The sequence below is a fragment of the Pantoea sp. S62 genome (assembly GCF_016658625.1).
Lineage (GTDB): Bacteria > Pseudomonadota > Gammaproteobacteria > Enterobacterales > Enterobacteriaceae > Pantoea > Pantoea vagans.
Window position 1 is genome coordinate 160,986 of record NZ_JACVVI010000002.1, and the last position, 25,620, is coordinate 186,605.

Sequence of the window (25,620 nt, forward strand, 5' to 3'; positions counted from 1 at the left end):
TCACGGTGAGTAACCTGTCCCTGGATTTTTCCACCGAAAATTTCAAACCTCTGGCCGCGCGTATGCGGCCAGAAACATTGAAACAGTACATTGGTCAGCAACATCTGCTGGGTGCGGGCAAACCGCTGCCGCGCGCGATTGAAGCAGGGCACCTGCACTCGATGATCCTGTGGGGACCACCCGGGACCGGCAAGACGACACTCGCTGAAATTATTGCGCATTATGGTAACGCCGATGTGGAGCGTATCTCAGCAGTCACTTCGGGTGTGAAAGAGATTCGTGAGGCGATTGAGCGTGCCCGCCAGAATAAACATGCCGGGCGACGCACCATCCTGTTTGTGGATGAGGTCCATCGGTTCAACAAGAGCCAGCAGGATGCTTTTCTGCCGCATATCGAAGATGGCACGATTACCTTTATTGGTGCGACCACCGAAAACCCCTCTTTTGAACTCAACTCCGCATTGCTGTCACGCGCCCGCGTTTACCTGCTGAAATCACTGACGACCGAGGATATTGAGAAGGTGCTGGATCAGGCGATGCAGGATAAAGCGCGTGGGTATGGCGACAGTGACATCGTGCTGCCGGATAATACACGCAGGATGATCGCTGAACTGGTTAATGGCGATGCACGCCGGGCGCTGAACACGCTGGAAATGATGGCGGATATGGCTGAAATCACCGCCTCGGGTCAGCGTGAACTGACGCCGCAGTTGCTCAACGAAGTCTCGGGTGAACGATCCGCGCGTTTTGACAACAAAGGCGACCGCTTTTACGATTTGATTTCAGCTCTGCACAAATCCGTGCGCGGCTCGGCACCCGATGCGGCGCTTTACTGGTATGCACGCATTATTACCGCGGGTGGCGACCCGCTCTATGTCGCACGCCGGTTGCTGGCTATCGCCTCAGAAGATGTCGGCAATGCCGACCCACGCGGCATGCAGGTGGCGATTGCGGCGTGGGATTGCTTTACGCGCGTCGGGCCGGCAGAAGGGGAGCGTGCCATCGCTCAGGCCATTGTTTATCTCGCGTGCGCGCCTAAAAGTAATGCAGTCTACAACGCGTTTAAAGCCGCCATGCGTGATGCGCGCGACCATCCCGATTACGATGTACCTGAGCATCTGCGTAATGCGCCGACTAAGCTGATGAAAGAGATGGGCCTGGGCAAAGAGTATCGTTATGCCCATAACGAAACCAACGCCTATGCCGCCGGTGAAGTCTATTTTCCACAGGAACTGGCCAGCGCACGCTATTACACCCCAACCCAGCGTGGGCTTGAGGGTAAGATTGGTGAAAAGCTAAGCTGGCTCGCTGAGCAGGATCAAAATAGCCCGACAAAACGCTACCGCTGAAACAGACGTTACGGTAATGTGGGCAATGTTTTCAACGCATTCCGCGGGAATGCGTCCCTTCTTTCAACCAACTTTTTATACACAGGATAAGCATGCTCGATCCCAATCTGCTGCGTAACGAGCCAGACGCAGTCGCAGAAAAACTGGCACGCCGGGGATACAAACTGGATGTGGAAACGCTGCGTTCGCTTGAAGAGCGTCGCAAAGTACTGCAGGTGGAAACTGAAAATCTGCAGGCAGAGCGTAACTCCCGATCCAAATCCATCGGTCAGGCCAAAGCACGTGGGGAAGACATCGAGCCGCTGCGTCAGGAAGTGAACGCGCTGGGCGAACGCCTGGATGCCGCAAAAGCAGAACTGGATGAACTGCAGAATCAAATCCGTGACTTTGCGCTGGCGCTGCCGAACATTCCGGCAGATGAAGTGCCGCTGGGCAAAGATGACAGCGAAAACCAGGAAGTGAGCCGCTGGGGTACCCCGCGCGAGTTCAGCTTCCAGGTTAAAGATCACGTTGAGCTGGGTGAAGCGGCGAAAGGCCTGGATTTTGCGGCTGCCGTGAAACTGACCGGTTCACGCTTTGTGGTCATGCAGGGGCAGATTGCCCGCCTGCACCGTGCACTGAGTCAGTTTATGATTGACCTGCACACTGAGCAGCATGGCTACCTTGAAACCTACGTGCCTTACCTGGTTAATCACGAAACGCTTTATGGCACCGGTCAGCTGCCTAAGTTCGGCGAGGACCTGTTCCACACTCGCCCGCTGGAAGAGCAATCGGATAGCAGTAACTATGCGTTGATTCCTACTGCGGAAGTGCCGCTGACCAACCTGATGCGCGATGAGATCGTGGAAGAGGATAGCCTGCCGGTTAAACTGACCGCGCATACGCCATGCTTTCGTTCTGAAGCGGGTTCTTACGGTCGTGACACGCGCGGCCTGATCCGTATGCACCAGTTCGACAAAGTTGAAATGGTGCAGATTGTCACTCCGGAACAGTCAATGGATGCGCTGGAAGAGCTGACTGGTCATGCGGAAAAAGTGCTGCAGCTGCTGAATCTGCCGTATCGTAAGGTTTTACTCTGTACTGGCGATATGGGCTTTGGATCGACCAAAACCTACGATCTGGAAGTCTGGCTGCCAGCGCAGAATACCTATCGTGAAATTTCATCCTGTTCCAACATGGGTGATTTCCAGGCGCGTCGTATGCAGGCGCGTTACCGCAACAAACAGGAAAAGAAACCGCGTCTGGTTCATACCCTGAATGGTTCAGGACTGGCCGTAGGCCGCACTCTGGTCGCGGTGCTGGAAAACTATCAGCAGGAAGATGGCCGCATCACCGTGCCTGAAGTTTTACGTCCCTACATGAATGGCGTCGATGTCATCGGCTAAGCGATTCACCATTCTTAAACCCGGCCATGGCCGGGTTTTTTTATGCGTAGTTTTTGAAAAAAGGATTTACTAAGACCGAATTTAATCACAAATAAACGTTATCGATATCAGGTGCGTCGGAACGCTTAAAAATCTAATTTTTCATAGAGATAGCGCTCAGCAATATGCCGCATAACACAATTGTAACCCACTGAAGATTAGTAAATTAAATTGTCCCGCAGCAAAATGTGCTGCTATCAAATTCAGCCCATTGACTTTAAAAAAGCCAGTGGCAAACTGCGCGCAATTTACTTCATTTTGCTCTGGTTTCTATCCCCTATGTCAACCTGGTCACGCCCCGTGATATTGCTGCTTTGCGGCCTGATGTTAATGACTGTCGCCATTGCCGTGCTGAATACGCTTGTTCCACTGTGGCTGACGCATGACTTACTGACAACCTGGCAGGTGGGCATCGTAAGTTCCTCTTATTACACCGGCAATCTGGCAGGTACATTACTGGCTGGCTGGTTAATCAGACATTACGGGTTTAATCGCAGTTATTATCTGGCAACCGGGCTCTTTGCCGTGGCAACGATTTGCCTGGTAACGATGGAAGGTTTCTGGGCGTGGAGTTCGCTTCGTTTTGTCGCGGGGGTAGGCTGTGCGCTGATGTGGGTCGTGGTTGAAAGCGCACTTCTCTGTAGCGGAACCGTCCGAAATCGTGGACAGCTACTGGCTGCCTATATGATCGTTTATTATCTTGGCACTGTAACCGGTCAGTTACTGGTCAGCACCCTCTCTACAGAATTACTGAGCGTAGTACCCTGGGTCACTTCACTGGTGTTCTGTGCGGTACTGCCTCTGGTCTTTACACGAGTATCAGCCACCGGTGAAGCGGCTGAAGCGGCACCGGCTCGCATCTGGCCGATGCTTCGTCGTCGCAGTTCACGTCTCGGCATCAATGGCTGCATTATCTCCGGTATCGTTTTAGGTTCGCTTTATGGCCTGATGCCGCTTTACCTGTCGCATCAGGGAATGAGTGATGCCAATGTCGGCTACTGGATGGCGTTACTGGTCAGCGCCGGTATTGTCGGGCAGTGGCCAGTTGGTCGGCTGGCCGATCGTTTCGGCCGCTTGCTGGTGCTGCGGGTGCAGGTCTTTGTCGTTATCCTGGGTGCGATGGCGATGCTAACCAATGCCGCAATGGCACCAGCACTGTTTGTTCTGGGTCTGGCAGGCTTCACACTCTATCCGGTGGCCATGTCCTGGGCTTGTGAGACGGTTGCACATCATGAACTGGTTGCGATGAATCAGGCGCTGCTGATGAGTTATACCGTTGGCAGTCTGGCTGGACCGGCAATGACCTCCGTTCTGATGCAGAATTATTCTGACCGGCTGCTGTTTGTGATGATCGCTGCAGTAGCGCTGATCTATCTGCTGATGCTGCTGCGTAAAGCGGACCAGCAGGCGACGCCAGTGGCACATGCCTGATCGCTGAACAGTAAAAAGGGAGCGTTAAGCTCCCTTTTTTGTGACCGATTCTCTAGTACATCACTTCGTGGCCGTAGCTGGCGAGAATATTCTTAACGCGTTCCATCGTCTCTTTCGCCGGTGGTTTCACCCCATCCAGCTTGTACTCTTCACCCATCGCAATCCATTTATGCTTACCCAGTTCGTGATAGGGCAGCAATTCAATCTTCTCAACGTTCTCCATGTCACGTGTGAATTCACCCAGCCGATGCGCGGTGTCATCATCGTCGGAGTAACCGGGTACGACGACAAAACGGATCCAGGTCCGCTTGCCTTTTTTCTGCAGGTAGCGGGCAAAATCCAGGGTACGGTGATTTGATACCCCCACCAGAATCTGATGCACATCGTCATTCATCTGTTTGAGATCGAGCATCACTAAGTCAGTCACGTCGAGCAGTTCGTCGATTACCGGATCGTAGCGGCGTACGAAGCCATTGGTGTCGAGACAGGTATGGATGCCTTCGGCCTTGCAGGCGCGGAACCAGTCACGCACAAATTCAGCCTGAAGAATCGCTTCACCGCCAGACGCAGTAACACCGCCGCCAGAGGCATTCATAAAGTGGCGATAGGAGAGCACATCCGCCATCAGCGCCTCGACGCTGATCTCTTTGCCGCCGTGAGTATCCCAGGTGTCACGGTTGTGACAATAGAGACAGCGCATCAGGCAGCCCTGGAAGAAGGTGATGAAGCGGATGCCTGGACCGTCGACGGTCCCGCAGGATTCAAATGAGTGGATACGACCGTTAACTGACATTGCGATGTTTCTCCAGTGAGTCTGCCGGGACAGACGGCGCAATCTCTGTTGCGCTCAGGGCAGGAAATCGATTCTGGTGGGAACCTTGATGAAGATGTCCATCAGAACAGACTTTTAAGGAAAAGGCTCCGCGAGGAGCCTTTTTATCGGGTTTAGCCGTGATTACAGTGACTGTGTGAAGGTACGGGTAATCACATCCTGCTGCTGCTCTTTAGTCAGTGAGTTAAAGCGTACAGCGTAACCAGAAACGCGAATCGTCAACTGCGGATATTTCTCTGGATGCTCCATCGCGTCCAGCAGCATTTCACGGTTCATAACGTTGACGTTAAGGTGCTGGCCGCCTTCGATGCTGGCTTCGTGGTGGAAGTAACCATCCATCAGACCGGCAAGGTTGGTTTTGCGCACATTATCATCTTTGCCCAGCGCGTTTGGCACGATTGAGAAGGTATAGGAGATACCATCTTTCGCGTAGGCAAACGGCAGTTTAGCGACAGAAGTCAGTGAAGCCACCGCACCTTTCTGGTCACGACCATGCATCGGATTAGCACCAGGTCCAAACGGTGCGCCAGCGCGACGTCCATCCGGCGTGTTACCGGTTTTCTTACCATACACCACGTTCGAGGTGATGGTCAGAACAGACTGCGTCGGTACGGCATTACGATAGGTAGTCAGCTGCTGAATTTTCTTCATGAAGCGTTCAACCAGATCGCAGGCCAGATCATCAACGCGAGCGTCGTTGTTACCGAACTGAGGATATTCACCTTCAATATCGAAGTCGATCGCCAGACCATCTTCGTCACGAATCGGTTTCACTTTGGCGTATTTAATTGCAGAAAGTGAATCCGCAGCAACAGAGAGACCGGCGATACCACAGGCCATGGTGCGATAGACATCCCGGTCATGCAGAGCCATCAGTGCCGCTTCATAGCTGTACTTATCATGCATGTAGTGGATGATGTTCAGCGAAGTCACATACTGTTTTGCCAGCCAGTCCATGAAGTGATCCATACGCTCCATGACGGTGTCGAAATCCAGCACGTCGTCGCTGATTTTGTCGCCTTTCGGTCCGACCTGCATTTTCAGTTTTTCATCCACGCCGCCGTTGATTGCGTAAAGCAGCGTTTTCGCCAGGTTGGCACGTGCGCCAAAGAACTGCATTTGTTTGCCGACAATCATCGGACTCACGCAGCAGGCGATGGCGTAGTCATCATTGTTGAAATCAGGACGCATCAGGTCATCGTTCTCATACTGCAAAGATGAAGTATCAATAGAGACTTTAGCGGCGTATTTTTTGAAATTAATGGGCAGTTTTTCTGACCACAGAATGGTCATGTTTGGCTCAGGTGAAGGACCCATGGTGTAGAGGGTATTCAGGAAGCGGAAGGTGCTTTTTGATACCAGTGTGCGACCATCAACGCCCATACCTGCCAGTGATTCGGTTGCCCAGATTGGGTCACCAGAGAACAGCTCATCATATTCCGGGGTACGCAGGAAGCGAACCATGCGCAGTTTCATGACCAGATGGTCAATCAGTTCCTGAGCCTGTTCTTCCGTCAGCTTACCGGCTTTAAGGTCACGCTCAATGTAAACATCCAGGAAGGTTGAGACGCGGCCAAACGACATGGCAGCACCGTTTTGTGATTTAACGGCAGCCAGATAACCATAGTAAGTCCACTGCACAGCTTCCATTGCGTTGGTAGCCGGGCCGGAAATGTCATGACCATACTTTGCGGCCATCTCTTTAATCTGAGCCAGCGCATGATGCTGATCGGAGATCTCTTCACGCAGACGAATGGTTGCTTCGAGATTCACACCGTTCTCTAAATCTTCCTGCAGTGATGCGAACTGAGCGAATTTATCCGCCATCAGGAAATCGATGCCGTATAACGCCACACGACGATAGTCACCGATAATACGGCCACGGCCATAAGCATCAGGAAGACCGGTCAGAATACCTGATTTGCGGCAGCGCAGAATGTCCGGGGTATAAACATCGAATACACCCTGGTTGTGTGTTTTGCGGTATTCAGTGAAGATTTTTTTCAGAGAAGGGTCGAGTTCACGGCCATACACTTTGCATGAACCTTCGACCATTTTGATGCCGCCATAAGGAATGATGGCGCGTTTTAATGGCGCTTCAGTCTGCAGCCCAACAATTTTTTCCAGAGACTTATTAATGTAGCCCGCGTCGTGCGAGGTAATCGTGGAGGCGAGATCGGTGTCGAAGTCGACTGGCGCGTGGGTGCGGTTCTCAATTTTGATGCCTTCCAGCACGCTTTCCCACAGTTTGGTGGTCGCTTCAGTGGCGCCCGCCAGGAATGACTCATCACCTTCATAGGGGGTGTAGTTTTTCTGAATGAAGTCGCGCACATTGACGCTGTTCTGCCATTCGCCTTCAGCAAATCCTTCCCATGCTGAAGCCAGTTTTGCATTAAGTTCGGTCATAATATACCTGCCTTATATGAAGAGACTTTACGGTCGGGCACAGTCAACGTCCTGTGCCGTCAAAAATGCGTTTAATGTACCTGGTCACCTTTGCGGAGATAGATAACCCAGTAAGTCAGCCCAACCAGAACGCCACCGCCGATGATGTTACCGATCGTTACGGGAATCAGATTGTGGAGAATAAAGTTACTGACGGTCAGCGCGTGAAACTGTGCAGCCGTAGTGCCAGCAGCCTGCCAGAACTCAGGTGTTGCGAAGTCGCGGATAGTAATGGCATAGGGAATGAGAAACATGTTGGCGATGCTGTGTTCGAAACCGCTGGCGACAAACATCCCAACAGGCAGAATCATCACGACCAGCTTATCGGTCAGGCTGCGACCGGAATAGCTCATCCAGACGGCGAGGCAGACGAGCAGATTAGCTAATGTACCCAGACAGACTGCTTCTATGAAGGTGTGATGCATTTTGTGATCGGCGGTTTCCAGGACATTTAAGCCCCAGGCACCATTTGCAACCATATGCTGTCCGGCAAACCACATCAGGGCGACAAAGAAGAGTGCACCTGCCAGGTTACCGGCGTAGACGTTAAACCAGTTGCGGGCCAGCTGACCCCAGCTGATGCGACCACTGGCTTTAGCCACGACGATTAATACCGTCGAGGTAAAAAGGTCGGCGCCACACACCACGACCAGCATCAAACCGAGTGAGAAACAGATACCGCCAATTAGTTTGGCTATGCCATAGGGCATCGCGCCGCTGCCGGTAGTCGCTGTAATATAAAAAACGAATGCGATTGAGATGAATACGCCAGCGTTTATTGCCAGAAAGAAGGTCGTAAAGGGATGTTTGGTTGCTTTATAGATACCGGCCTCTTCGGCCACTTTCGCCATTGCGGCTGGTAATAAAAGATTAAAAGGGTTGTCAGTTTTCACACTAACTTACTCCTGAAGTTGTCTGAAAAAATACTAACAAAGGAGTATAGGTCAGCAATTGATGTGGATCATGTTTGCCGAAATGGTCGCCATCATCTCGCATGGAAATGAAAAAATAATCGCGTAAATTATTGAAAGTGTAAGTTTAAATTAATTTTAAAAATACAAATATATTTTAACGTGATGCGGTTGCTCGCACTTTTAATTCAGTCTATGTTACGAATTAATATCTTATATGTTAAGTGAAATGATGCAATGTGGCGGAAGGTATTTTTATTACAGCTAATGTTTCATTGAGATAGAGGGAAATTATGGCACCAGATAAATCCAGTGCCATGTTGAGCTATCTGTTTCCAGCTACAGGCGTTATGCCTTACGCTTTTTTCCAGTAATGACGTTTAGCGGCCTGCAGTTTTTCGTAGGCAGCAAGCAGGGATTGATGGGCCGGGAATGCCTGCAACTCTTCATCCACAGCCTGAAGCCCGTTAAACGGATTCTCACCACTAATAGCAGCGGAAGCCGCTTCCATTGCGTTCTCACCATACATACGCAGGAAGGCGTGATGATACTGCAGCGGATCGCGCTCATCTTCCATTGCCAGTAATAGCAGGGTCTGCAGGCAGCGATAGTAATTAGCCCGCTCTGGCGTAAAGATTGAGCTGTTAAACTCCATTGTCCACTCGGTCCAGATCAATGCCTGATCCAGATCGCCGCCCGCCAGCGCCAGCATCGCTTTTAATTCGCCAATACGCAGCGTGTACCAGCCGTTGTCTTTACCGGTTGCCAGGCCCAGCAGCTCGCGAACGCGGGTGAAGTCGTCAAAACCTTCATCATCCAGCTGTCCAATCAGATCCAGATACTCTTCCGGATTCCAGTTGCTGTCAGGCAGGGCAAGCAGGGTTTCACGCATGCCAGCACCCATGCTGTTATTTGCCAGGAACAGATCTTCCGCCGGGTAGATATCAGACATGCCAGGTACGATGATGCGGCAGGCATAGACGCCCAGGTGCTCGTAGTCAGCGATATAGACCTCCTGATCTTCTGAAGCGAAGATCGCCATCAGCGTAGCAAATTCCTGCTCGGTGCTGCCTGCGAAAGACCAGTCGACAAAGGGATAATCTGCCGTCTCTTTAAACAGATCCCAGGAGATCAGACCGCTTGAATCGATGAAGTGTGTTTCAAGGTTGGCATGTTCAGCCACTTCTTCGTCATCAAAGGTTGGTGGTGTAAACACATCCAGATCTTTGAGGCTGCGACCCTGCAGCAACTCAGTAACGGTACGCTCCAGCGCCACACCGAAATCAGGGTGCGCACCAAAGGAAGCAAAACAGGTGCCATTGGTCGGGTTAAACAGCACCACACAGATAACCGGATATTTGCCGCCCAGCGAAGCGTCATAGGCGAAAATCGGGAAGCCTTCCGCTTCAAGGCGCGCAATCGCCTCAATGACGTCAGGATAACGCTGCATCACCGCATCAGGAATCGCTGGCAGGCTGATTGCTTCAGCAATAATGCGATTTTTAATGTAGCGCTCAAACACTTCTGACAACCCCTGAACACGCGCTTCATTCGCGGTGTTGCCCGCCGACATGCCATTTGAGACATAGAGGTTGCCGATGATGTTCATCGGGATATAGACAGTTTGCTGATCAGACTGGCGGGTAAAGGGCAGAGCGCAGATACCACGCTCAGCATTGCCGGACTGCAAATCAATCAGGCCGGAAGCCGTCAGAGCATTGTCGGCATCGTAAAACGCATGCAGGCGCGCATCAAGAATGCCTTCAGGTAAGGAATCATTCTCTGGTAACGCAAACCATTTTTCATTGGGATAGTGAACAAAATCACCGTTAGCGATCTTTTTCCCCAGCCAGAAGTCAGCAAAAAAATAGTTAGTAGAGAGACGCTCAAAATACTCGCCCAGCGCAGAGGCCAGTGCCGCTTTTTTACTGGCGCCTTTACCATTGGTAAAGCAGAGCGGGCAATCGCGGTCGCGGATGTGCACAGACCAGACATGGGGAACAGGATTAAGCCAGGAGGCTTCTTCAATATTAAAGCCAAGATCCTGCAGCTTGATCTGGAAACGCGCGATGGAGTCTTCCAGTGCGGCATCTTTGCCCGGGATAAATGTTTGCGTCATAGTGCCGCTCTCTCTGTTGTCATAGGGTGCGTAAAGCGCGCCATGATACGGATTTTGCTAACTGACCGCTATCAGGGCGGGACATTTTTACCGGCTTAGTTTACCGGCATAGTTTTCATTGCCGCGGCACTCAGGCCAAAGGCGGATTGGTGGGGCTGGATAGAGCCTCACAAAATTCCGTTCAGATTTGCATTGGTAACATAACCTCCGGCGAGCCGGATTCAGAAAATGTGACCGCACCCTGATTTATGATTGCAGCTATCAGAATGCAGTGATAAAACCGGATGGTTATTCATAACCGTTCGATATGACAGTGGTGAGGGGAAATGACGCAAGTTTACAATTTTAGCTCTGGCCCGGCGATGCTACCGGTTGAAGTCCTTCGTCGTGCAGAACAGGAGCTGACGAACTGGCGCGGTCTGGGTACCTCTGTAATGGAGATCAGTCACCGCAGTAAAGAGTTTATTCAGGTGGCTGAGGAAGCGGAGCAGGACTTCCGTGATCTGCTAAAAATACCGGCTAATTACAAAGTTTTATTCTGTCATGGCGGCGCGCGTGCTCAGTTCGCTGCTGTACCGGGTAATCTGCTCGGGCAAGCGACCAGCGCCGACTATGTCGATGGCGGCTACTGGGCACACAGTGCAATTAAGGAAGCGGAAAAGTATTGCTCCCCTCGCACGCTGGATGTGAAAACCACCCGCGATGGTAAACGTGCCATTCTGCCGATGAGCGAATGGCAGGTGAGTGAATCGTCTGCTTACCTGCATTTCTGCCCGAATGAAACTATTGATGGCATCGCCATTGATGAACAGCCCGATTTCGGCAGTAAAACGGTTGTCGCTGACTTCTCATCTACCATTCTGTCACGTCCGATCGATGTGAGCCGCTATGGCGTGATTTATGCAGGCGCGCAAAAAAATGTCGGCCCGGCCGGATTAACGCTGGTTGTCCTTCGCGAAGATCTGCTGGGTCAGGCGCACGCCTCTGTACCTTCAATTCTTGATTACAAAGTGCTGGCCGATAATGATTCGATGTTTAATACTCCGCCAACATTTGCGTGGTATCTCTCAGGCTTAGTGTTTAAATGGCTGAAAGAGAAGGGTGGCGTAGCCGAAATTGATCGTATCAATCAGGCAAAATCTGACCTGCTTTATGGCGTTATCGATCACAGTGGCTTCTACCGTAACGATGTGGCTAAAGAAAACCGCTCACGCATGAATATTCCTTTCCAGCTGGCGGATGCGTCGCTCGATGCGCTGTTCCTGGAAGAGTCATTTAAGGCAGGATTGCATGCGCTCAAAGGCCATCGTGTAGTAGGCGGTATGCGCGCCTCTATTTATAATGCGATGCCGCTGGAAGGTGTGAAGGCGCTGACCGATTTCATGGTCGACTTTGAACGCCGTCACGGCTGATTACTAAGATATCAGCATTGATGCTGATGCCAGACCTCGCCATATGGCGAGGTCTCTGTATTTTTTGAGGATTTTGTTTCACATGCAGGACTCCCTGACTCTCCAACCGATCGCGCGCGTTGATGGCACCGTAAATCTGCCCGGTTCAAAAAGCGTTTCCAATCGCGCATTGCTGCTGGCTGCGCTGGCTAAAGGCACCACCCGTCTGACTAACCTGCTCGACAGCGATGATGTAAAGCACATGCTGAATGCGCTGACTGCGCTGGGCGTAAACTATACGCTTTCCGGCGATCGCACCGTGTGTGAAGTGACGGGAAATGCCGGGCCGCTGCACGCATCTCAACCGCTGTCGCTGTTTCTGGGCAATGCCGGAACCGCAATGCGTCCTCTGGCCGCGGCACTTTGTCTGGGTGAGCACGATATCGAACTGACTGGCGAACCCCGCATGAAAGAGCGTCCCATCGGCCATCTGGTTGACGCGCTTCGTCAGGGTGGCGCAATCATTGATTACCTGGAAAATGAAAACTATCCGCCGCTGCGTTTACGCGGAGGTTTCATTGGGGGTGACGTCAGCGTGGATGGCAGCGTATCCAGTCAGTTCCTGACTGCACTGCTGATGACCACGCCGCTGGCACAGCAGGACACCTGCATTACCATCAAAGGTGATTTGGTTTCCAAACCTTATATCGATATCACTCTGAATCTGATGCAGTGCTTTGGCGTCGACGTTGAGAATCAGAACTATCAGCGCTTCCTGATCAAGGGCCAGCAACAGTATCAGTCACCGGGCGATTACCTGGTTGAGGGCGATGCCTCTTCCGCCTCCTATTTCCTGGCTGCTGCTGCCATAAAAGGCGGGACGGTTCGCGTCACCGGTATCGGGCGCCAGAGTGTGCAGGGCGACATCCGTTTCGCTGACGTGCTGGAAAGGATGGGCGCTGTGATTGAGTGGGGCGACGATTATATTGCCTGCACGGCCGGAAAACTGCAGGCTATCGATATGGATATGAATCATATCCCTGATGCTGCAATGACCATTGCGACCACCGCGCTGTTTGCAGAGGGCACTACCCAGTTACGTAATATTTATAACTGGCGGGTAAAAGAGACCGATCGACTGAGCGCAATGGCCACGGAATTACGTAAAGTTGGGGCGGAAGTCGAAGAAGGTCATGATTTCATCCGTATTACACCGCCAGCATCGCTGATTCATGCTGATATTGGCACCTACAATGACCACCGCATGGCGATGTGTTTTTCTCTGGTTGCACTTTCTGATACGCCGGTAACCATTCTTGATCCTGGCTGTACAGCGAAAACCTTCCCGGACTATTTTGTTCAACTGGCTAAAATCAGCCAGCACGCCTGATATTGCCTTTCCGGTGCGGTTCCGCACCGGATCTCTCCCTGATTTAATCTGGCTGCAACCGCACCGATATCCTCTGAATTGACTAACATTTCGAACCCCGTCAGTGCGAAAGGGTAACCAAGCCTTGCTATGCAGCGTATAATGCTAAGCATTAAGGGTGGCCTGAAGGTCATAATGCACGCAGCAACAGGAGGGAATAATGACAGTAACTGCCCCGGTCATAACTATTGATGGGCCAAGTGGAGCGGGGAAGGGAACCCTGTGCAAAGCGATGGCAGAATCGCTGCAGTGGCATCTGCTGGATTCCGGTGCTATTTACCGCGTGCTGGCGTTAGCCGCATTGCATCATCAGGTGGACATTGAATCTGAAGAGGCGCTGGTGCCGATTGCTGCGCATCTTGATGTGCGCTTTTTGTCACAAAACGGTGAAATGCAGGTCATACTTGAAGGTGAAGATGTGACCGGTGAAATCCGCACTCAGGAGGTCAGCAATACCGCATCACGTGTCGCTGCGTTTCCACGGGTGCGCGAAGCGTTATTGCGCCGCCAGCGCGGTTTCCGCGAGATGCCGGGCCTGATTGCTGATGGCCGTGATATGGGCACCGTGGTTTTCCCGGATGCGCCAGTAAAGATTTTCCTTGATGCCAGCCCGGAAGAGCGTGCTCAGCGACGTATGCTACAGTTGCAGGGAAATGGCTTTAATGTTAACTTTGACCGCCTTTTAGCCGAGATAAAAGAACGCGACGACCGCGATCGTAACCGCGCAATTGCGCCTTTAGTGGCTGCTGCCGATGCACTGGTTCTGGACTCTACAGAGATGTCTATCGACCAGGTCATTGAAAAAGCGCTACACTATGCCCGCGAGAAGCTGGGCATCCCGGCTTAACTGAATTTATCACCCTGTACCACGGATCCGGTGCCGGGCATGTGAAACAACCCCATCCGACATGAAGTCAGATGGACGTTAAATTGAAGAATCCTGAAGATTATCAATATGACTGAATCTTTTGCTCAACTATTTGAAGAATCCTTAAAAACAATCGAAACCCGCCCGGGTTCTATCGTTCGTGGCATCGTCGTTTCTATCGACAAAGATGTCGTTCTGGTTGATGCGGGTCTGAAATCTGAATCTGCAATTCCTGCAGAGCAGTTCAAGAACGCAGCCGGCGAACTGGAAATCCAGGTTGGCGACGAAGTTGATGTTGCTCTGGATGCAGTGGAAGACGGCTTCGGTGAAACCCTGCTGTCCCGTGAGAAAGCTAAGCGCCATGAAGCATGGATCACGCTGGAGAAAGCTTACGAAGACGCTGAAACTGTTACCGGTGTTATCAACGGCAAAGTTAAAGGCGGCTTCACAGTTGAGCTCAACGGTATCCGTGCGTTCCTGCCAGGTTCACTGGTAGATGTGCGTCCGGTGCGCGATACGCTGCATCTGGAAGGCAAAGAGCTTGAGTTCAAAGTCATCAAGCTGGATCAGAAACGCAACAACGTCGTGGTTTCACGTCGTGCGGTTATCGAATCCGAAAACAGCGCAGAGCGCGATCAGCTGCTGGAAAACCTGCAGGAAGGCATGGAAGTTAAAGGTATCGTTAAGAACCTCACTGACTACGGTGCATTCGTTGATCTGGGCGGCGTTGATGGCCTGCTGCACATCACTGATATGGCATGGAAACGCGTTAAGCATCCAAGCGAAATCGTTAACGTTGGCGACGAAATCACCGTTAAGGTGCTGAAGTTCGACCGCGAGCGTACCCGTGTTTCTCTGGGTCTGAAGCAGCTGGGCGAAGATCCATGGGTTGCTATCGCTAAACGCTATCCGGAAGGCACCCGCCTGACCGGTCGTGTTACCAACCTGACTGATTACGGCTGCTTCGTGGAAATCGAAGAAGGCGTTGAAGGTCTGGTACACGTGTCTGAAATGGACTGGACTAACAAAAACATCCATCCGTCTAAAGTTGTTAACGTAGGCGATGTTGTTGAAGTTATGGTTCTGGACATTGACGAAGAGCGTCGTCGTATCTCCCTGGGTCTGAAGCAGTGTAAATCTAACCCATGGCAGCTGTTCGCTGAGACGCACAACAAAGGCGATCGTGTTGAAGGTAAAATCAAGTCAATCACTGACTTCGGTATCTTCATCGGCCTGGACGGCGGCATCGACGGTCTGGTTCACCTGTCTGACATCTCCTGGAACGCGACTGGCGAAGAAGCCGTTCGTGAGTACAAAAAAGGCGACGAAATCGCTGCCGTTGTACTGCAGGTTGATGCAGAGCGCGAGCGTATCTCTCTGGGCGTTAAACAGCTGGCAGAAGATCCGTTCAACAACTACATCACTCTGAACAAGAAAGGTGCCATCGTCACCGGTAAAGTGACTGCAGTTGATGCTAAAGGTGCTACAGTTGAATTAGCAGACGGCGTTGAGGGTTACCTGCGCGCTTCTGAAGCTTCACTGGACCGCATCGAAGATGCAACTCTGGTTCTGAACGTTGGCGACGACGTTGAAGCTAAGTTCACCGGCGTTGATCGTAAAAACCGTGTCGTAAGCCTGTCTGTCCGTGCGAAAGACCAGGCTGATGAGAAAGAAGCTATCAATACTGTTAACACCAAACAGGAAGAAAGCAATTTCTCTAGCGCTATGGCTGAAGCGTTCAAAGCGGCTAAAGGCGAGTAATCGACCTGAAGCACCGGGTGGGCAACCACCCGGTTTCGGTAAAAGCTGTCATACATTCCCATAGGGATAAACCGGAGGTTACATGACCAAGTCAGAACTGATCGAAAGACTGGCGGGACAGCATACTCATATACCGGCGAAAGTCGTTGAGGATGCAGTAAAAGAGATGCTTGAGCACATGGCCACTACGCTGGCACAGGGCGAACGCATCGAAATCCGGGGATTCGGCAGCTTTTCTTTGCACTATCGCGCTCCGCGTACTGGACGTAACCCGAAAACGGGTGACAAAGTGGATCTGGAAGGTAAATACGTTCCCCACTTTAAGCCAGGCAAAGAGCTGCGCGATCGCGCAAATATCTACGGCTAAGCCGATACCGAACCAGATAAACGACATCTCCGGATGTCGTTTTTTTTGCCTGTTATTCAGATTCAGAACTGACATCCGGAATGCTGTGCCCAACACTGCAATCCGTTATTCTTTTTGCGAGACCGCCCGCGTCTGACTGATCCTCTCCTGTAACTTTCACCTGATTTGCCCAGAATAATCGTACTGAAATAATGGACACGATTATGCTGACATGGACCGTTCTGGCGCGACTGGCGATCGTTGCAACGTTACCGCTACTGCTGATGGCCCGACTGCCTTCCGGTGAGGCGATAGTGGCCCTGCTCTTTGTGGGCGTGGCTCTGCAACATTGTCCTTATCAGCCCGCTCGTCTGACGGGTATTACTCTGTTGTTTCTGGCATGGGCCTGTCACGATGCCCGCGTGATGGTGGAGGATATTGAACGGCTCTCCGCACGTCCCGCCACCTTCACTCTTCAGATTAATGAATTGCGACAAGAGCGAAAACAAATCCGGGTTCGTCTGCTGGAAGAGGAGGGCAGGATGATATTTCCGCCCCGCTTTGCCTGGCTCTATTTCGATGCTGACCCAACGATTTACTGCCCTGGACAACGCTGGACGATGCAGCTGCGCTTACGACCGGTTCATGCCCGCCTGAATGAAGGCGACTTCGATGCCCAGCGTTTTGCACTCGCGAATAATACGCCGCTCCAGGGGCGGATCCTTAAACAGGATGCTGTCAGCGATCGCTGTGATGGCCGCTGGCGATTTATTGTATGGCACCGTGACAGAACCCGCGAAATGCCTTTTCGAGGCACGCTGGAGGCACTGACATTTGGCATCAGAGATGAGATGAGCCAGCAGACACGTCAGCTACTGCGAGATACCGGCACGGCGCACCTGATGGCGATATCGGGCATGCATATTGCCCTGGCCGCCAGCACCGGCTGGATGATGGCGCGTGGGGTGCAATTTATCCTGCCAGCCCGCTTTATCGGCTATCTTTTTCCCCTCATCGTGAGCTGGCTATTTGCTGCAGTGTATACGTGGCTCTCCGGGGCTCAGCCGCCCGCAGCCCGTTCACTGCTGGCCCTGACGCTGTGGGCAATAACCCGGTTTGCGGGTGTTCAGCTGAACAGCTGGCAGATCTGGACGTTCTGTATTGCGTTGCTGCTGGTGACGGATCCGCTGACGGTGCTCTCTGACAGCTTCTGGCTTTCGGTACTGGCTGTCGGCATGCTGCTGGTCTGGTATCACTGGTTCCCGCTGCCTGCGCGGTTCCGTCATCAACGGCGCTGGATTCCGTTACAACTGCTGCACTTGCAGGCGGGCATGATGATTTTGATGGTGCCGTTGCAGGTGGCGATATTCAACGGGATCAGCCTGACCGCGCTGGTGGCCAATGTTGTCGCAATCCCGGTCGTCTCATTTATTACTATGCCCCTTGTAACACTTGCCATGTTGCTTCCGGTGGCGCAGGTATCGGGCTTCTTTTGGGGTGCGGCCGATCTCTCTTTACGCGCACTGTTTTATTGCCTGACGTTGCTGCCGCCGGGCTGGTGGCCGCTGAATGGCACAGTCTGGTTTACGGTCATGGTATGGGGTGGCCTGATTCTCTGGCGTGCGCAGTTCTTCTTCTCCCTGCCATTAAGCAGCTGCGCGTTAGCGCTGACGATGATACTGAGTCGCCAGCCAGAACCTGAGCAGGGCTGGCGCATCGATATGCTGGATATTGGGCATGGCCTGAGCATAGTGCTCACTCAGGGTAACGAAGCGGTGATGTATGACACAGGACCACGCTGGCAGAACGATAATGCGGGGAGCCGGGTGATCATTCCCTGGCTGGAGCGCAGACAGTTACGTTTAAAACAGGTCATCCTCAGTCATAACCATCTGGATCACACTGGTGGGCTGCAGGCGATTACGCAACGCTGGCCCGCGGCCGAAGTGAGAAGCGCGCTGGCGGATAAAACGCACTTACCCTGTGTACGTGGCACGCAGTGGCGCTGGCGAAAGCTCCATTTCCGGGTTGTCTGGCCGCTGACGAACCCTTTAGCCGGTGGGAACAACGACTCCTGTGTCATCATCGTCGATGACGGTCAGGTCCGGCTACTGTTAACCGGTGATATTGAAGCTAAAGCGGAACGTCAGCTGGTGGCGCTGGAAAAGCAGGGGCTGAAGGCTGATATCCTGCAGGTACCGCATCACGGAAGCCGTACTTCGTCGACCTCCCTGCTGCTGCGCAAAACAGAAGGACACACCGCGATTGCCTCTCTGGCACGCTACAATGCATGGCGCATGCCCGCGAAAAATGTGCTGGAAAACTACCGAACGGCTGGATTTCAGTGGCTGGATACGGGCCAGTCAGGACAAATCAGTATCAGGATAGAGCAGGGCAGAGTGCAGGTTCTCACCCTGCGGGAACAATTAATGCCCCGTTGGTATCATCAGTGGTTTGGCGTCAAACGCGAATCCAGGTAGAATGGCCGGCTATTTCCAACAGCGTGAATAAATAATGCATCAAGATAAAGATCTCTCTACGTGGCAGACGTTTCGCCGACTCTGGCCGATGATCGCGCCTAACAAAGCGGGATTAATCGTGGCCTCTGTTGCCCTGATTATTAATGCTGCGGGCGACGCCTTAATGCTCTCCCTGTTGAAACCATTACTGGATGATGGCTTTGGTAAAGCTGACAGGTCAGTAATGCTTTGGATGCCATTAGTCGTTATTGGCCTGATGCTGGTTCGCGGAGTCACCAGTTATATCTCCAGCTACTGCATCTCCTGGGTCTCTGGCAATGTCGTGATGAATATCCGTCGTCGCCTGTTCAGCCATATGATGGGCATGCCGGTTTCATTTTTTGACCAGCAGTCAACCGGTACCCTGCTGTCGCGCATTACCTACGATTCGGAGCAGGTTGCTTCTTCATCTTCGGGCGCACTGGTCACTGTCGTGCGTGAAGGTGCCTCGATTATTGGCCTGTTCATCATGATGTTCTACTACAGCTGGCAGCTGTCGTTAATCCTGATTGTCCTGGCACCTGTCGTCTCATTTGCCATCCGTACCGTATCTAAGCGCTTCCGCTCGATCAGCAAAAGTATGCAGAACACCATGGGGCAGGTGACAACCAGCGCCGAACAGATGCTGAAGGGGCACAAAGAAGTGCTGATCTTTGGCGGTCAGGAAATTGAGTCGGAGCGCTTTTCCCGCGTCAGTAACCGTATGCGCCAGCAGGGTATGAAACTGGTCTCAGCCTCTTCCATTTCTGATCCGATTATTCAGCTGATCGCGTCGCTGGCACTGGCTTTTGTCCTTTATGCTGCCAGCTTCCCAAGCGTAATGGATACGCTGACAGCCGGTACGATCACCGTCGTCTTCTCCTCGATGATTGCCCTGATGCGTCCGCTCAAGTCTCTGACCAACGTCAATGCCCAGTTCCAGCGTGGCATGGCGGCCTGTCAGACGCTGTTCTCTATTCTGGATAGCGAGCAGGAAGTGGACAATGGCACGCGCGAAATCACCCGTGCGAAAGGGGATATCGAATTCCGGGATGTAACCTTTACCTATCCAGGTCGTGAAATTCCGGCACTGCGTAATATCAATCTGTCGCTGCCGGCAGGAAAAACGGTTGCGCTGGTGGGCCGTTCAGGTTCCGGTAAGTCTACGATGGCGAGCCTGCTGACCCGCTTTTACGACATTCAACAGGGTGAAATCCTGCTGGATGGTCATGATCTGCGTGAGTACAGCCTGCGTGCTTTGCGTAATCAGGTGGCGCTGGTGTCGCAGAATGTGCATCTTTTCAACGACACCATTGCTAATAACATCGCCTATGCTCGCAGTGAGCAATATAGCCGTGCAGAGATTGAGCAGGCGGCCACCATGGCGCACGCCATGGACTTTATCAATAAAATGGATAAAGGCCTGGATACGGTGATTGGCGAGAACGGCGTGCTGCTATCTGGCGGCCAGCGTCAGCGTATCGCCATTGCCCGTGCGTTGCTGCGAGATTGTCCGATTCTAATCCTGGATGAAGCGACCTCTGCGCTGGATACCGAATCAGAACGCGCCATTCAGTCTGCACTGGATGAGTTGCAGAAGAACCGTACCTCGCTGGTAATTGCGCACCGCCTCTCTACCATTGAGAAAGCCGATGAAATCGTGGTGATCGAAGATGGTCAGATTGTTGAACGCGGAACGCATCAGGTGCTGTTAGCAGAACGTGGCGCCTATGCACAACTGCATAAGATGCAATTCGGCCAATGATTGAACGTATCTGGAGTGGTCGCTCCCCGTTATGGATTCTGTTATGGCCATTCAGCCTGCTGTATGGTGCGATCACGGCCCTGATACGTTTCAGTTACAGGCGCGGCTGGCGTAAAAGCTGGCGTGCGCCTCTGCCGGTCGTGGTGGTGGGTAATCTCACTGCCGGTGGCAATGGAAAGACGCCGGTCGTGATCTGGCTGGTTGAGGCATTGCAGCAACGTGGCCTGCGCGCTGGCGTCGTCTCCAGAGGATATGGCGGCAAGGCGGATCACTATCCCTTGCTGGTCTCGGCGCAGACCCCCACACAACAGGCCGGTGATGAACCAGTACTGATCGCCCAGCGCACCGGAGCGCCGGTTGCGGTTGCGCCCAAACGGCGACAGGCGATTGAGGCGTTACTGAAGCAGGGGCCGCTGGATGTGATTATCACTGACGACGGCCTGCAACATTATGCGCTGCAGCGCGATCGCGAGATCGTGGTGGTGGATGGTGTTCGTCGCTTTGGCAATGGCTGGTGGTTGCCTGCCGGTCCGATGCGTGAACGTGCCGATCGTCTCCACCAGGTCGATGCCGTCATCATTAATGGCGGTGAGGCCCTGGGTGACGAGATTGCGATGCAACTTCAGCCCGGACTCGCCACCAATCTGCTGACCGGGGAAACCCGCGCACCTGAGCAACTGGGTGCCGTGGTTGCCATGGCCGGTATTGGCCATCCTCCGCGTTTTTTCACCACGCTTAAACAGCAGGGCATAACGCCAGTCGCAGAGATCGCCTTTGCTGACCATCATGCCTACAGTGAGGATGAGCTGACACGATTATTACAGCCGGGTCAGCAGCTACTGATGACTGAAAAGGACGCAGTGAAATGCCGTCACTTTGCCCAGCCTGACTGGTGGTATCTGCCGGTTGATGCCCATTTATCCGGTAAAGCCGTAACGCCGTTACTGGACGACATTGAACAATGCTGCCGTCGCCCGCTCTGATACCTGCACCCATTCAGGTGAAGCCTGATAAGGAAGAGGATGAACACCCCGCATTCACTTTCGTTACAGCAAGCACGTCACCTTCATCTCGCCGCGCAGGGCCTGCTGCGCCCTCCGGCAAAACGCGCTGTTTATCAGGATCTGATTAACTGCATCTCCCGCATGTCACTGCTACAAATCGATACCATCCATGTGGTGGCCCGCAGTCCATATCTGGTGCTGTTCAGTCGCCTGGGAAACTACCCTCAGGCATGGCTGGAACAGGCGCTTGCCCAGGGCGATCTCTTTGAGTACTGGGCGCACGAAGCCTGCTTTATTCCCCGCGCCGATTACAGACTGCTTCGTCATCGCATGCTGTCGCCTGAACGCCTTGGCTGGAAATACAACGCGCAGTGGGTTGCTGACCACCAGCAGGCGATTACCGAATTACTGCAGCTGATTCAGGAAAACGGTCCGGTGCGCGCCGCCGATTTCACCCATGCCGATGATCCAAAGTCGGGATGGTGGGCATGGAAACCACACAAACGCCATCTGGAAAATCTCTTCAGCGCCGGTGAGCTGATGGTCGCGGAACGCCGTAACTTTCAGCGCGTCTACGATCTGCGCAGTCGCGTCATGCCCGACTGGCAGGATGCGGTGCATGGCATCAGCGAAGCAGAGGCCACCCGACAGATGCTGATGAACAGCGCCCGTAGCTTAGGGATTTTCCGCGCGGCCTGGCTGCCGGACTACTATCGCCTTAAACGGGCACCCCTGAACGATTTTATCTCTGATGCCCAGGCTGCGGGCGATCTGGTCGCCGTCAATACAGAGGGGCTGGGTGAGATGTGGCTGCATCGTGACTACTTACCGTTGCTGGAGACGCCGCTGCAGGCAACGCACAGCGCGCTGCTGTCACCGTTTGATCCGGTGGTCTGGGATCGCAAACGTGCGCTGGAGCTGTTCAGCTTTGACTATCGTATCGAGTGTTACACCCCCGAGGAGAAGCGCAGGTTTGGCTATTTCGTTTTGCCCATCCTTCATCGTGGGCAGATAAAAGGGCGGCTCGATGCCCGCATGCTGCGTCAGGCCAAACAGCTGGAGATTAAAAAACTCTGGCTGGAAGAAACGACCCGCGTCACGGCGCGCTTTGTGGTGGATATCCGGCGTGCGATTGAACGCTTCGCAGCCTGGCAGGGAGCAGAAAGCGTCTCAATTCTGCAGGTACCTGATGCACTCAAAGACCACTGGCCAGCCCGGTGGCAGCTGAATTAATCAATTTTGCGGCAGCCGCTGCGGGAAGGTGTTTTACCCCATCCCGCCTGCGCCGCGCTATGGTATGCTTGATGCCTTAAGCATTCGGTTCCTGATGGAGGACATATGGATCATCGTTTACTCGAAATCGTTGCCTGCCCGGTGTGCAATGGCAAACTTTACTTCAACAATGCGCAGCAGGAGCTGATCTGCAAGCCTGATGGCCTGGCTTTCCCGGTTCGTGACGGTATTCCGGTGCTGCTGGAAACCGAAGCCCGCACGCTGTCAGTGGAAGAGATTCATCCATGAGTTTCACTGCCATCATTCCTGCGCGCTATGCGTCAACCCGCTTACCCGGCAAGCCGCTGCTCGATATTCACGGTAAACCGATGGTCGTGCATGTGATGGAACGCGCCCGTGAATCGGGTGCCAGCCGGGTCATTGTTGCCACCGATCATCCTGACGTAGCCAGCGCAGTGGAAGCAGCAGGCGGTGAAGTCTGCATGACGCGCGCCGATCACCAGTCCGGCACGGAGCGGCTGGCGGAAGTGATCGAAAAATATCAGTTTGCTGATGACGAAATCATCGTCAACGTGCAGGGTGATGAGCCGATGATCCCGGCAGAGATTGTGCGTCAGGTGGCGACTAATCTGGCGGGCTCAGCGGCCGGGATGGCAACGCTGGCGGTGCCAATCACCGATGTGGAAGAAGCCTTCAATCCGAACGCGGTGAAGGTGGTCATGGATACGAATGGCTATGCGCTCTATTTCTCACGGGCCACCATTCCCTGGGATCGTGAACGCTATGCTGCCTCACGCGAACAGATTGGCGATACGCTTCTGCGACATATTGGCATCTATGCCTATCGCGCCGGTTTTATTCGCCGCTATGTTGCCTGGGCGCCTTGTCCTCTTGAACAGATTGAGCTGCTCGAGCAACTGCGTGTCTTATGGTACGGCGAAAAAATTCATGTCGCCGTAGCAAAAACCATTCCCAGCGTGGGTGTGGATACGCCAGACGATTTGCAACGCGTCCGCGCTGCCATGCAGGCCTGATACACGGGGAGCCAGTCTCCCCGTTTCAGCGCAACGTTATTGATCCGCCGCTAAACTTATCTCCAGTACTTCCTTCAGGATATTGTGATACTCATCTGAGGAGGATGCCGCATGGAACAGCTTAAATCGGAACTCACGCTGGCGCTGGGTGAAACCATCAGCCGTCTCGAATTAATCAGTGAACATCCGCCCACCCGACTCTATGCCCTGTACGATCGGCAGGGGCACCCCATGCCGATGGTGGCAAAATATTTTCGTCATCAGGGGCGGGCAGCGCTGGAAGCCAGAAAGCTGGCATTACTGGGGCAGGCCGGATTCATCCCTGTGCCAGCGGTCTATGGTCTGGTGCTGAGCCAGCAGCCTCCGGTGCATGAAATGCTTCTGATGGCGCGACTGAATGGCGTGACGGCGGAGGCGCCTGCGCGGGATGCTCAGCGCTGGCAACAGTTTTGCGAGCAGGCAGTCGAGGGGCTGCTGGCCTGGCACCGGCTCGACAGCCACGGCCTGGTCGGAACGGTAGACAGCACCCAGCAGAATCACTGGCCGGCCTGGTATGCACAACGGGTTGAAGTATTGTGGTCGACCCTGAGCTATCTGCGCCCACCTGCCTTCACGCTGGAAGATCGTCAGATTCTGTTCCGCTGCCGGTCGCGTCTGGCACATCTTTTTCGCGACTTCGATGATCCCTGTGTGATGGTTCACGGCAACGTGCGGCTGCAGAGCATGCTGAAAAACAGCCGTAGCGACCAGTTAGTCGCGATGACACAGCCGGGCACGATTCTCTGGGCGCCCCGTGAATATGACCTGATCCATCTGGATACCTCACCCGCCGAGACAGCGCTGCTGCACGACTACCTGCAACGGGCACCTGTCTCTGAGGGCTTTGTCTGGCGCCGATGGGTTTATCAACTGTGGGACTGCATCGAGCATCTTGTGCAGACCGGCACGTTTAATCGTCCGCGTTTTGACCATGCCTGCACGCAACTACTCCCCTGGCTCGGCTGAGCCAGGTTCCTCACCTTTAAGCCGCTGCAGTAACGTGCCCAGCGTCTCATACACTGCCCGTTCGCTGTGACTCAGCCAGATTGATGACGGTATCGCCCGTTCCCAGCCATTCAGCGGCGAGGTAATCGCCAGCTGATTAGCAGGCGCAGCAATCGGCTTCAGACCGACCGCATGGAAAAAGCGTATCGCCCGCGGCATATGATTCGCTGAGGTGACCAGCAGCATCGGGCGATCGCCGACTACCGTTTTGACCGCCTGCGCTTCATCCGCAGTATCACGAGGCTGGTCCAGAATCTGAATATGTTCGCGCGGTACGCCCAGACTTTCTGCCACCTGAGCGGCTACCCAGGCGCTGCTCTTCGGATTGGTGCCACCGGCAGCACCGGTAAAAATCAGCGTCGACTGTGGATTGCGCTGCCATTGACGAATACCTTCTGCCACGCGTGGCAGACTGTTATTCAGCAGGTTCGAGCTGGGTGCCCAGGTTGGATTAAAGGTATAGCCTCCACCCAGCACCACAATGTAGTCCACCTTCTCTGCGCCGTTCCAGGTCGGATAACGGTTATCCAGCGGCAAAAGCAGCCGATCGGCCAGCGGTTGCAGGCTCAGCAGCAGCAGTAACAGCCAGCTGACGGAGATCACGGTTTTGCCGCTTTTTTGCCAGTCAGTAAACCAAAGCAGTAAAATGCCCAGCGCCATCAGCAAAAGCAGAAACGGCAAGGGTAAAAGTAGCCCGCCAATCACTTTTTTCAGGGTAAATAACATCGAAAACGCG

Annotated in this window: 20 protein-coding genes; 15 read left to right on the forward strand and 5 right to left on the reverse strand. The window is 53.4% G+C overall.

The genetic code is table 11. The features are described from left to right. Nucleotides 1-5 precede the first annotated feature (5 nt). From IBT54_RS03270 to IBT54_RS03280, 3 genes are all read left to right on the forward strand, one after another. Nucleotides 6-1,349, forward strand: coding sequence for a replication-associated recombination protein A (locus tag IBT54_RS03270; protein ID WP_201251569.1), 1,344 nt, complete (start codon nucleotides 6-8; stop codon nucleotides 1,347-1,349). Between the two features lie 92 nt (nucleotides 1,350-1,441). Beyond that, nucleotides 1,442-2,734 (forward strand): serine--tRNA ligase, encoded by a 1,293-nt coding sequence (gene serS / locus IBT54_RS03275; protein WP_013357307.1) that lies wholly within the window; start codon nucleotides 1,442-1,444, stop codon nucleotides 2,732-2,734. 318 nt (nucleotides 2,735-3,052) lie between these two features. Beyond that, a complete protein-coding gene (locus IBT54_RS03280; protein WP_041457190.1) occupies nucleotides 3,053-4,204 on the forward strand; it encodes an MFS transporter in 1,152 nt (383 codons plus the stop codon). A gap of 52 nt (nucleotides 4,205-4,256) precedes the next feature. On the opposite strand, the gene pflA is transcribed toward IBT54_RS03280, so the two are convergent. The 4 genes from pflA to ycaO form a co-directional block, all read right to left on the reverse strand. Next, the gene (pflA, locus tag IBT54_RS03285; protein ID WP_033732109.1) at nucleotides 4,257-4,997 is read right to left on the reverse strand and encodes a pyruvate formate lyase 1-activating protein; all 741 of its coding nucleotides are present in this window, start codon (nucleotides 4,995-4,997) and stop codon (nucleotides 4,257-4,259) included. A gap of 162 nt (nucleotides 4,998-5,159) precedes the next feature. Beyond that, nucleotides 5,160-7,442 carry a formate C-acetyltransferase gene (pflB, locus tag IBT54_RS03290; RefSeq protein WP_013357310.1) on the reverse strand — a complete coding sequence of 761 codons (2,283 nt, stop codon included), beginning with the start codon at nucleotides 7,440-7,442 and terminating at the stop codon, nucleotides 5,160-5,162. Nucleotides 7,443-7,513: 71 nt separating this feature from the next. Continuing rightward, nucleotides 7,514-8,374, reverse strand: coding sequence for a formate transporter FocA (gene focA, locus IBT54_RS03295; RefSeq protein ID WP_033782513.1), 861 nt, complete (start codon nucleotides 8,372-8,374; stop codon nucleotides 7,514-7,516). Between the two features lie 373 nt (nucleotides 8,375-8,747). Further along, nucleotides 8,748-10,511, reverse strand: coding sequence for a 30S ribosomal protein S12 methylthiotransferase accessory factor YcaO (gene ycaO, locus IBT54_RS03300; protein ID WP_201251570.1), 1,764 nt, complete (start codon nucleotides 10,509-10,511; stop codon nucleotides 8,748-8,750). 326 nt (nucleotides 10,512-10,837) lie between these two features. On the opposite strand from ycaO, the gene serC reads away from it, so the two are divergent. The 12 genes from serC (at nucleotide 10,838) to IBT54_RS03360 (ending at nucleotide 24,845) form a co-directional block, all read left to right on the forward strand. After that, nucleotides 10,838-11,923 carry a 3-phosphoserine/phosphohydroxythreonine transaminase gene (serC, locus tag IBT54_RS03305; RefSeq protein WP_201251571.1) on the forward strand — a complete coding sequence of 362 codons (1,086 nt, stop codon included), beginning with the start codon at nucleotides 10,838-10,840 and terminating at the stop codon, nucleotides 11,921-11,923. 82 nt (nucleotides 11,924-12,005) lie between these two features. Beyond that, on the forward strand, nucleotides 12,006-13,292 hold the full coding sequence (gene aroA, locus IBT54_RS03310) for a 3-phosphoshikimate 1-carboxyvinyltransferase (protein ID WP_201251572.1): 1,287 nt from the start codon (nucleotides 12,006-12,008) through the stop codon (nucleotides 13,290-13,292). A 199-nt stretch (nucleotides 13,293-13,491) separates the two neighbouring features. Then, on the forward strand, nucleotides 13,492-14,178 hold the full coding sequence (gene cmk, locus IBT54_RS03315; protein ID WP_013357315.1) for a (d)CMP kinase: 687 nt from the start codon (nucleotides 13,492-13,494) through the stop codon (nucleotides 14,176-14,178). Between the two features lie 108 nt (nucleotides 14,179-14,286). Beyond that, a complete protein-coding gene (gene rpsA, locus IBT54_RS03320) occupies nucleotides 14,287-15,960 on the forward strand; it encodes a 30S ribosomal protein S1 (RefSeq protein WP_013357316.1) in 1,674 nt (557 codons plus the stop codon). Between the two features lie 82 nt (nucleotides 15,961-16,042). Then, the gene (ihfB, locus tag IBT54_RS03325) at nucleotides 16,043-16,327 is read left to right on the forward strand and encodes an integration host factor subunit beta (RefSeq protein ID WP_003849360.1); all 285 of its coding nucleotides are present in this window, start codon (nucleotides 16,043-16,045) and stop codon (nucleotides 16,325-16,327) included. A gap of 203 nt (nucleotides 16,328-16,530) precedes the next feature. After that, nucleotides 16,531-18,786 (forward strand): DNA internalization-related competence protein ComEC/Rec2, encoded by a 2,256-nt coding sequence (locus IBT54_RS03330; RefSeq protein ID WP_201251573.1) that lies wholly within the window; start codon nucleotides 16,531-16,533, stop codon nucleotides 18,784-18,786. A gap of 34 nt (nucleotides 18,787-18,820) precedes the next feature. Continuing rightward, nucleotides 18,821-20,569: a lipid A ABC transporter ATP-binding protein/permease MsbA gene (gene msbA / locus IBT54_RS03335; RefSeq protein WP_013357318.1), complete on the forward strand. Its 1,749-nt coding sequence runs from the start codon at nucleotides 18,821-18,823 to the stop codon at nucleotides 20,567-20,569. Next, a complete protein-coding gene (lpxK, locus tag IBT54_RS03340; RefSeq protein WP_195857166.1) occupies nucleotides 20,566-21,552 on the forward strand; it encodes a tetraacyldisaccharide 4'-kinase in 987 nt (328 codons plus the stop codon). The genes msbA and lpxK overlap by 4 nt, the downstream gene beginning before the upstream one ends. A 39-nt stretch (nucleotides 21,553-21,591) precedes the next feature. After that, nucleotides 21,592-22,806 (forward strand): winged helix-turn-helix domain-containing protein, encoded by a 1,215-nt coding sequence (locus tag IBT54_RS03345; RefSeq protein ID WP_201251574.1) that lies wholly within the window; start codon nucleotides 21,592-21,594, stop codon nucleotides 22,804-22,806. Nucleotides 22,807-22,911: 105 nt separating this feature from the next. After that, a complete protein-coding gene (locus IBT54_RS03350) occupies nucleotides 22,912-23,094 on the forward strand; it encodes a Trm112 family protein (RefSeq protein WP_003849374.1) in 183 nt (60 codons plus the stop codon). Further along, the gene (gene kdsB, locus IBT54_RS03355) at nucleotides 23,091-23,840 is read left to right on the forward strand and encodes a 3-deoxy-manno-octulosonate cytidylyltransferase (protein ID WP_110331632.1); all 750 of its coding nucleotides are present in this window, start codon (nucleotides 23,091-23,093) and stop codon (nucleotides 23,838-23,840) included. The genes IBT54_RS03350 and kdsB overlap by 4 nt, the downstream gene beginning before the upstream one ends. A 111-nt stretch (nucleotides 23,841-23,951) precedes the next feature. Continuing rightward, a complete protein-coding gene (locus tag IBT54_RS03360; RefSeq protein WP_013357322.1) occupies nucleotides 23,952-24,845 on the forward strand; it encodes a phosphotransferase in 894 nt (297 codons plus the stop codon). On the opposite strand, the gene elyC is transcribed toward IBT54_RS03360, so the two are convergent. After that, nucleotides 24,825-25,610 carry an envelope biogenesis factor ElyC gene (gene elyC / locus IBT54_RS03365; protein WP_147788447.1) on the reverse strand — a complete coding sequence of 262 codons (786 nt, stop codon included), beginning with the start codon at nucleotides 25,608-25,610 and terminating at the stop codon, nucleotides 24,825-24,827. The two genes, IBT54_RS03360 and elyC, sit on opposite strands and share 21 nt — an antisense overlap. Between the last annotated feature and the right edge of the window lie 10 nt (nucleotides 25,611-25,620).

Coding starts and splice junctions, on each gene's coding strand:
- serS (WP_013357307.1), top strand. CDS start 1,442: ATGCTCGATCCCAATCTGCTGCGTAACGAGCCAGACGCAGTCGCAGAA.
- IBT54_RS03280 (WP_041457190.1), top strand. CDS start 3,053: ATGTCAACCTGGTCACGCCCCGTGATATTGCTGCTTTGCGGCCTGATG.
- pflA (WP_033732109.1), bottom strand. CDS start 4,997: ATGTCAGTTAACGGTCGTATCCACTCATTTGAATCCTGCGGGACCGTC.
- pflB (WP_013357310.1), bottom strand. CDS start 7,442: ATGACCGAACTTAATGCAAAACTGGCTTCAGCATGGGAAGGATTTGCT.
- ycaO (WP_201251570.1), bottom strand. CDS start 10,511: ATGACGCAAACATTTATCCCGGGCAAAGATGCCGCACTGGAAGACTCC.
- serC (WP_201251571.1), top strand. CDS start 10,838: ATGACGCAAGTTTACAATTTTAGCTCTGGCCCGGCGATGCTACCGGTT.
- aroA (WP_201251572.1), top strand. CDS start 12,006: ATGCAGGACTCCCTGACTCTCCAACCGATCGCGCGCGTTGATGGCACC.
- cmk (WP_013357315.1), top strand. CDS start 13,492: ATGACAGTAACTGCCCCGGTCATAACTATTGATGGGCCAAGTGGAGCG.
- rpsA (WP_013357316.1), top strand. CDS start 14,287: ATGACTGAATCTTTTGCTCAACTATTTGAAGAATCCTTAAAAACAATC.
- ihfB (WP_003849360.1), top strand. CDS start 16,043: ATGACCAAGTCAGAACTGATCGAAAGACTGGCGGGACAGCATACTCAT.
- IBT54_RS03330 (WP_201251573.1), top strand. CDS start 16,531: ATGCTGACATGGACCGTTCTGGCGCGACTGGCGATCGTTGCAACGTTA.
- msbA (WP_013357318.1), top strand. CDS start 18,821: ATGCATCAAGATAAAGATCTCTCTACGTGGCAGACGTTTCGCCGACTC.
- lpxK (WP_195857166.1), top strand. CDS start 20,566: ATGATTGAACGTATCTGGAGTGGTCGCTCCCCGTTATGGATTCTGTTA.
- IBT54_RS03345 (WP_201251574.1), top strand. CDS start 21,592: ATGAACACCCCGCATTCACTTTCGTTACAGCAAGCACGTCACCTTCAT.
- IBT54_RS03350 (WP_003849374.1), top strand. CDS start 22,912: ATGGATCATCGTTTACTCGAAATCGTTGCCTGCCCGGTGTGCAATGGC.
- kdsB (WP_110331632.1), top strand. CDS start 23,091: ATGAGTTTCACTGCCATCATTCCTGCGCGCTATGCGTCAACCCGCTTA.
- IBT54_RS03360 (WP_013357322.1), top strand. CDS start 23,952: ATGGAACAGCTTAAATCGGAACTCACGCTGGCGCTGGGTGAAACCATC.
- elyC (WP_147788447.1), bottom strand. CDS start 25,610: ATGTTATTTACCCTGAAAAAAGTGATTGGCGGGCTACTTTTACCCTTG.